The organism is Aestuariivirga sp. (assembly GCF_044239095.1).
Classification (GTDB): domain Bacteria; phylum Pseudomonadota; class Alphaproteobacteria; order Rhizobiales; family Aestuariivirgaceae; genus Aestuariivirga.
This window is the reverse complement of record NZ_JBIICB010000216.1, coordinates 1-7485: the sequence shown is the minus strand read 5'-3', so window position 1 is coordinate 7485 and position 7485 is coordinate 1. Positions and strand designations below refer to the sequence as shown.

At 62.8% G+C, this 7485-nt stretch carries 6 protein-coding genes; 3 read left to right on the top strand and 3 right to left on the bottom strand.

The features are described from left to right. The coding region (locus ACILRA_RS16840) for a TRAP transporter large permease subunit (RefSeq protein ID WP_395663226.1) at positions 1-1185 on the top strand (1185 nt) is incomplete at its 5' end. A 12-nt stretch (positions 1186-1197) separates the two neighbouring features. On the opposite strand, the gene ACILRA_RS16835 is transcribed toward ACILRA_RS16840, so the two are convergent. After that, positions 1198-2370 carry a pyridoxal phosphate-dependent aminotransferase gene (locus ACILRA_RS16835; protein WP_395663225.1) on the bottom strand — a complete coding sequence of 391 codons (1173 nt, stop codon included), beginning with the start codon at positions 2368-2370 and terminating at the stop codon, positions 1198-1200. A gap of 131 nt (positions 2371-2501) precedes the next feature. On the opposite strand from ACILRA_RS16835, the gene ACILRA_RS16830 reads away from it, so the two are divergent. Continuing rightward, positions 2502-4070 (top strand): glucan biosynthesis protein, encoded by a 1569-nt coding sequence (locus ACILRA_RS16830; protein WP_395663224.1) that lies wholly within the window; start codon positions 2502-2504, stop codon positions 4068-4070. Next, positions 4043-5926, top strand: a complete 1884-nt coding sequence (gene mdoH, locus ACILRA_RS16825) for a glucans biosynthesis glucosyltransferase MdoH (RefSeq protein ID WP_395663223.1) — start codon at positions 4043-4045, stop codon at positions 5924-5926. Before ACILRA_RS16830 ends, mdoH begins: the two co-directional genes overlap by 28 nt. 113 nt (positions 5927-6039) lie before the next feature. Here mdoH and ACILRA_RS16820 read toward each other — a convergent pair whose 3' ends face one another. Both ACILRA_RS16820 and ACILRA_RS16815 read right to left on the bottom strand, forming a co-directional pair. Further along, positions 6040-6447, bottom strand: a complete 408-nt coding sequence (locus ACILRA_RS16820; protein ID WP_395663222.1) for an aconitase X swivel domain-containing protein — start codon at positions 6445-6447, stop codon at positions 6040-6042. Beyond that, positions 6444-7485: aconitase X (locus ACILRA_RS16815; protein WP_395663221.1), on the bottom strand; the 1042-nt coding region annotated here is incomplete at its 5' end. The genes ACILRA_RS16820 and ACILRA_RS16815, both read right to left, overlap by 4 nt.

Here is a 7485-nt window from a genome sequence, read left to right as displayed (position 1 = left end):
CTTCTGGTGCAGCGCACCTGGTCGGTGATGACAAACGACATTCTCATCTCCGTGCCGCTGTTCGTGTTCATGGGCTACATCATCGAACGCGCCAACATCCTTGACCGTCTGTTCCGCTCGATCCAACTGGCCGCGGGCGGGCTTCCTGGATCGCTTGCGGTGGCGACCCTCATCACCTGCACGCTGTTCGCGACCGCCACCGGCATCGTCGGCGCTGTGGTGACGCTGATGGGCCTGCTGGCCTTTCCGGTCATGCTGCGCAACGGTTATGACGTGCGGCTCTCGGCTGGCGTGGTCTGCGCCGGCGGCTGCCTCGGCATCCTCATCCCGCCGTCGATCATGCTGATCCTTTACGGCGCCACTGCAGGTGTCTCGCCGGTACAACTCTATGCGGGGGCCCTGTTTCCAGGCCTCATGCTCGCGGGCCTCTACATTGCCTACGTGATGATCCGGGCCATGCTGAACCCCAAGCTGGCGCCACCCTTGCCGGTGGAAGAAAGAAACGTGCCGGTCGCCACGGTTTTCTACGAGCTTGGCACATCCTTCGTGCCATTGGCGTTGCTGATCATGGCGGTGCTGGGGGCAATCATGTTCGGCATTGCCACCCCCTCCGAGGCTGCCGCCATCGGCGCCCTGGGCGCGCTCGTCCTGGCCATCGCCTATCGATCCCTCAGCTTCGAGAAACTCAAGGAATCCGTCTATCTGACGGCGCGCACCTCGGCCATGGTGGGGTGGCTCTTCGTCGGCTCATTCACCTTCTCCGCCGTCTTTGCCATCCTTGGGGGCGATGCGGTGATCAAGGACTTCGTGGTCGGACTCGACCTCACGCCCTTCATGTTCCTGCTGGTGACGCAGATCATCATCTTCATTCTCGGCTGGCCGCTGGAGTGGACCGAGATCATCGTCATTTTTGTGCCGATTTTCCTGCCGCTTCTTGACCATTTCGGCATCGACCCGCTGTTCTTCGGTCTGCTGATCGCCCTCAACATACAGACCTCGTTCCTCTCTCCGCCGGTTGCCATGGCACCCTTCTACCTGAAGGGCGTGGCGCCGAAGGAGGTGAGCATCAACGACATCTTCGCGGGCGTGATGCCCTTCATCTTCATCGTCATCGGCTCCATGGCGCTGCTCTACACCTTCCCGCAGATCGGGCTCTGGCTTCCGGAGCAGCTTTACGGGCGGTGACGTAAGCGGCCGTCAGATCCGTTCCGCCAGACGTGCAATGCGCCGCGAGGCTTCGGTAATCTCATCGACGCCCACCGTGAGGGCCACGCGCAGGTGGCCGGAACCGCCTGCACCGAAGCTCTCGCCCGGCATGGTGACGACGTTCTCCTCCGCGAGGAGCCGGCGCGCGAAGTCCTCGCCCGAGAGGCCGGTCTTCCTGACGTCCACCATAACGAACATGCCGCCCTCGGGCATGCGGGCCGAGACCGTCTTCGAGCCTTCGAGAGACCTCACCAGGGCGTGTGCGCGCTGTTCATAGGCGCGCTTCATGGCGTCGATCTCGGGGAAGTGATTGTCGAGCGCGAAGGCTGCTGCATCTTCAATGAAAGGCTGAGAACCGAACAGCATCGTCTCGGTCACAGGAATGCAACGGTCGCAAAACTCAGGCGAAGCGGCGATCCACCCGGCGCGGAGGCCTGGCAACGCGTGTGACTTCGAGATCGACGATACGACGACTGTCCTCTTTTCGAGCTCGGGAATGTCAAAGGGCGAGGAAAACACGGCATTGCCGTAGGTCATGGTGGCATAGACCTCGTCCGATATGATCCACAAATCGTGTTTTTCGCAGATCTTGCCGATCTTCTCGATTTCCGCCCGTGTGAAGACGGCCCCTGTCGGGTTCGACGGCGAGTTCATCAGCAGCACGCGCGATTTCGGCGTGATGGCCTTCTCGAGGTCGGCCGCCTTGAGATGGAAGCCGTCGTCGGGGTCAACCCTTATGGGCGCCTTGATGCCGCCCGCCGCGGCGATGACCCCTTCATAGGTGGCATAGTAGGGGTCGGCCACCAGTACCTCGTCGCCCTCGTCGACCACCGCCATCATGGCGGCGTAAAGCGCGGTCTGCGTGCCGGGAAGGTAGATGAACTGGGACTCTTCGATCGTGCGGCCCGTCTGCCTTGTGTAGAGGCGCGCCAGTGCGCGGCGCACACTGGCCTCGCCCCGGCCATCGGCATAGCCCAGGCGGCCGCCATTCATCTGGCGGGTGGCCTCGTCCAGAATCGCCGCGGGCGGTGGTGCATCGGGTTCTCCGATCGACAGGAAGATCATGCGGTCGCCCAGGGCAGCCCTGCGCCTTCCCTCGATGTGGACGGCCCACTTGTCTGACCCCAGGCCGCCAAGCCTCGCCGTTACTTTCGCAAATTTCATCTTGGGAACCCTTGTTTTGCCGCGCTTTTAGTGCATGGAAACCAAACGGTCGAGAGGCCGCGCAGGGGCTTTACAAATCTGATGGTTCGTCTAATTTGTGCACCGCACCATTTTCTTTGGATTTTCCTAACATGAATGTTTCACGACGTCAGGTTCTGGGGTCGGCGGCAACGCTTGGCGCGCTGGTCACGGCGATGCGCCTCGGCACGTTTCCCAGCATGGCGGAGGCGGCAGGCCTTCTGATCGAGCATCAGGCCTTCGCGGAGGATCACGTCCGCAAGCTTGCCGAGGCCTTGTCACAGAAGCCGTGGGAAGATGTACGCATCTCCATGCCGCCAGGCTGGGAGGCACTCAATTACGACCAGTACCGCGATATCCGCTTCAATCCGGACAAGTCCTTCTGGAAGGGCGCGCCGCATCAGTTCTCCTTCGACCTCTTCCATTCCGGTTTCCTGTTCACGGCGCCGGTCGATGTGCATGTCGTGGAGGACGGCAAGACGGCGCGCATCAACTACAGCCCGGACCTGTTCAACTTCGGCCCGCTGGCGCCCAGGACGGATGGCAAGACCGACCTGCATTATGCCGGATTGAGGCTGCGCTATCCGATCAACTCGAAGGACGTGAACGATGAGTTCGTCGTCTTCCAGGGGGCGTCCTATTTCCGCGGCGTGGGCAGGGGCCTTCTCTACGGCCTTTCAGCGCGCGGGCTTGCAATCGACACCGGTCAGCCCAAGGGTGAGGAATTCCCCATGTTCCGCGCCTTCTGGGTGAGGAAGCCCGATCCGGCGGCCACCACCGTCGTGGTCGAGGCGTTGCTCGACAGCCCTTCCGTGACGGGCGCCTACAAATTCTCGATCAAGCCTGGCGAAGACACGCAGATGGACGTGGAGATGGTGCTTTTTCCGCGGCGTGACATCGGTCACTTCGGCATCGCGCCGATGACCTCCATGTTCCTGCTCGATTCGATCTCACGGCCTGTGGAGGATTTCCGCCCAGCCGTTCATGATTCGGACGGCCTGATGATGCTGACGGGAGCCGGAGAATGGCTTTGGCGGCCGCTGACCAATCACAAGACCCTGCAGGTAAGTGCTTTCCAGGACATGAGCCCGCGTGGCTTCGGCCTGATTCAGCGCAAGCGCGACTACCGTGACTTTCTCGACCTCGAGTCGCGCTATGAGCGCCGGCCGAGCCTGTGGGCGGAGCCGGTCGGTGACTGGGGTGCCGGCGCGGTCGAGCTTTACGAGATACCGACCCTGCTCGAAACCAACGACAATATCGTCGCCTTCTGGCAACCGAAGGAGCCGCTGCGGCATGGACAGAGCTACGCGTTCGTCTACCGCCTCCACTGGTGCGCGGACTGGCCCGTGGGTGCTGAACTTCCCGTGGCGCGAACCGTATTCTCTGGCGCCGGAGTGGACCCTAACTATTCGGCAACGCCGCCATCTTATGACCCAGATCTGAGGCTTTACATCGTGGAGTTCGCGGGTGGCGATCTCGATGGGGATCCCGTCCCGGATGTGACGGCCTCCGCGGGCGTTATCTCCAACGTGCATGCAGCAAAGAACGACGTTGCGAAAACGACACGGCTCTCCTTCGAGCACAACGTCAATGGCGCCGACACTGCGGAATTGCGTGCCGTGCTGAAGCGTGGCGACAAGAAAGTAAGCGAAACATGGCTCTATCGCTGGACAAGAAACTGACCGCAGGGGCGATGCCCGCTGACGCGCCGCTCGACATGCCTGTTCAGGACCTTTCGTCCTGGCAGGGCAGTCCGGCAGCGGTCGGCAATGGCCGTGATGTGACGCTGGCGCGTATCTTCGTATTCGTCACATCCGCCGCCCTCACCGCGTTCGGCACATGGAAGATGTATGAGGTGATCAACCCGGTGAACGTCACCGCGCTCCAGGTGCTGTTCGCTGGCTTCTTCGCGCTCACATTCGCCTGGATCTCGTTCTCATGCGCCAGCGCGATCCTCGGGTTCTGGGTCTTGCTGCGCGGCAAGACCGTGCGGCCGCCGCTGGCCGATATGAGCGATATTGGCCGCACCGCATTGCTGATGCCCGTCTATAACGAGGATCCGGCGCGCGTTTTCACCGCGCTGTGCCGCATGGGCCATGCGCTCCGGCGTCAGGGCGCGGGTGCGCATTTCGACATCTTCGTGCTGAGCGACACGCGGAAGGAGAACATCGCGGAGGCCGAACTGGAGGCCTTTGCCTGGCTCCGGCGGCAGCTTGCTCCGGAGGTGAAAGTCCATTACCGCCGCCGGGAGCACAACCATCACCGCAAGGCGGGTAACATCGCCGATTTCGTTCGGCGCTGGGGCGCAGCCTATGATCACATGATCATTCTCGACGCCGACAGCGACATGAGCCATGCCGCACTGATCACGCTGGCGCGCGCCATGGCGGCGGATCCACAAGCAGGGATCATCCAGTCGCTTCCGCTGCTGCAGAACCGCTGGACACCGTTTGCGCGCATGACGCAGTTCGCTGGCCGTGTCTATGGCCCCCTCATTGCTGCGGGTCTTTCCGCCTGGCACGGCCGCGACGGCAATTACTGGGGCCACAACGCGATCATACGCACCAGGGCCTTTGCGGACTCCGCAGGGTTGCCGGAGCTTGACGGCCGCAAACCGTTCGGCGGGCATGTTCTGAGCCATGACTTCGTGGAGGCGGCGCTGATGCGCCGGGCAGGCTATGCAGTCTACATGCTGCCGCAGCTTGCGGGATCCTATGAGGAAACGCCACCCTGCCTCATCGACCTCGCCGTGCGCGACAGGCGCTGGGCCCAGGGCAATCTGCAGCACATCAAGATCGTCGGGGCGAAGGGCCTGCACTGGGTCAGCCGGGTGCACCTCGTGCAGGGGATCATGTCCTATCTGGCCTCACCCGTGTGGCTCTTGCTGCTGCTGGCAGGCCTGGTGCTTGCCACCGTTGCCCGCCATGCGACGCCAAATTACTTTCCGGAGTCCTTCTCGCTGTTCCCGAGTTGGCCGGTGTTTGACCCCGAACTGGCCTTCAGGCTCTTCGCCATCACCTTCACCGTCCTCTACCTGCCGAAACTCCTGGCGCTCTTGCTGGCGTTGCGCGATCGAGAACTGCGGCGGGGTTGCGGTGGGGCAGTTGGGCTCTTCAAGAGCGTGGCCGCGGAAAGCGTCGTCTCCATGATGCTGTCGCCCATGATGATGCTCATCCAGTCACGCGTGGTGGCCGAGGTGCTGCTAGGCCGCGACTCCGGCTGGCATGCCCAGAACCGCGACGATCAGGCAATGCCGCTCAGTGACTGCGCCAGGGTGCACTCACTTCATGTTGTGGCGGGCTTGTGCTTTGCGGTGCTGTCCTTCCATATCTCCGCGGTTGCCTTCCTGTGGCTTTTGCCAATCGCGGGCGCGTTGATGCTCTCACCACTCGTGTCGTGGGCGACCGGCTTGCCCGAACTGGGCCGCCGCATGTGGGACTGGAACCTGTTCCGCATTCCGGAAGAAGCCCCGCGCGGGGCCGTGGACCTTACCTACGTTGAGCTTGCCCCAGAGCCGATGCTCGAGGCCGCGGAATGAATAGAGCATGATCCGCAAAAGTGGAAACCACTTTTGCGACAAGATCATGCTCAAGCTATTGAACTTGCGCGAGTTCTTTTCGACCAGGTGATTCCACCTGGTCGGAACGCGCGCTAGCCAACCGTAACGGCACCGTCCGCCGCGATTCGAAGACGCTCAGCGCGTCGCAGCTGTGCAAGCTCATCCTGCGTGACGCAGGCAAGCAGGCAGTGCCTTCCGTAGAGGACCGCCGCTACCTCCGCGCCGACCGCGAGGTTGATGTCGGGTTCAGCAAGGATGATTGCGTCTGGCGCGGTGCCGAGCCGGATTGCTTCGGCGATGGCGCCGGGCGCGGAGCCAGATCCGCGCGTCTCGGTCATCAGGAGAATCCTGCCCTTCACACACGCCCCGCGTTGGGGATGATGCACGTCGATGATAACGCCGGTCCTCGGTTCGAAAGCCCCCCAGAAACTCAAGGGCTCGTCGAGGGACAATACGCGGCCCTCCGCCGCCTCGCCGGTGAGAATACGGGCTCTGATCATCGAGCGCTCCACAGATTGGAGTCACGCCAGACCTCGCCACGAATGGCGCTTTCCACGCATTCGCGCAGCGAGCCGAAAGCCACCTCCACCCCAAGCATGCCAGGTGCGTAGTATGCCCACTTCGCGGCATTGGTCATGACGCGGCCCTGCAAGCCCCTGACGCGCGGCGAGTGATAGGTGCAGACATCGACCGGCACCTCGATGCCGCATGCCTCGAGTTCCGCGATCCACCCCTTCGCCCGCGCAAGCTCACGGACCACGCGGCTCGTCGAGACAAGGAATGGCAAACCGGACCTTACCCTTCTTCCGTCGAGAAGGCGCACAAGATCCGCGAATTCCGAGAGTGCGAAATGTGGCGTGCCGAGTGCGACCGCATCGAGCGGACCATCCTGCGCCGTCGAGAGGTCGCGATGGGCGCGGGCGAGATCGTCCACCATCACGACATGCGTTTGCGTCCCGCGAAACACGGATGCGAGTTCTGGCGCTTCCGGCGTTACGCCGGTGCCATGCCACAGCTCGACGCCCCCGGATGAGGCGGCAGCCGAACTGATTGCCTTCAGCGAATGTTTTGGAGCATCGGGAAACAGCCCTGAGATCACTGGCACGCGCCGCCCGGCGAGCCGCCCCGTATGGTGCCCGATCAGATGCGCGAAGACGTCTTCGCGCCGCCATTCCTCCGGCAGCTGGGTCGCGTCGATGTGGAGCGTTGCGCAACGCTCCTCCGTCCGGTGCAGCCCGGCATCGGGTGCCAGTCCCGTGAGTGCGCAGGCAACATCGAGGTAGTCACCGTACTTGTTGGTCCGCGCACCGACCACCGAATTGTAATACGAGACGGCGTTGGATTCCCCCACTGCGATATGATCACCGAATTTCGGGCCGCCTGCATGCTGGTAGGGCGCGCAGGTCCAGGTTGGCCGGGTGCCCAGCTTCTCATAGAGCCGCATCAGCTCGCTTGCACCCTGCACCGTCTCCGGGTCCTCGCGCTCCGGCCTCAGCGTGGGGTCCGCCAAGCTCACGACGCCGTTGTTGGTCCAGGTT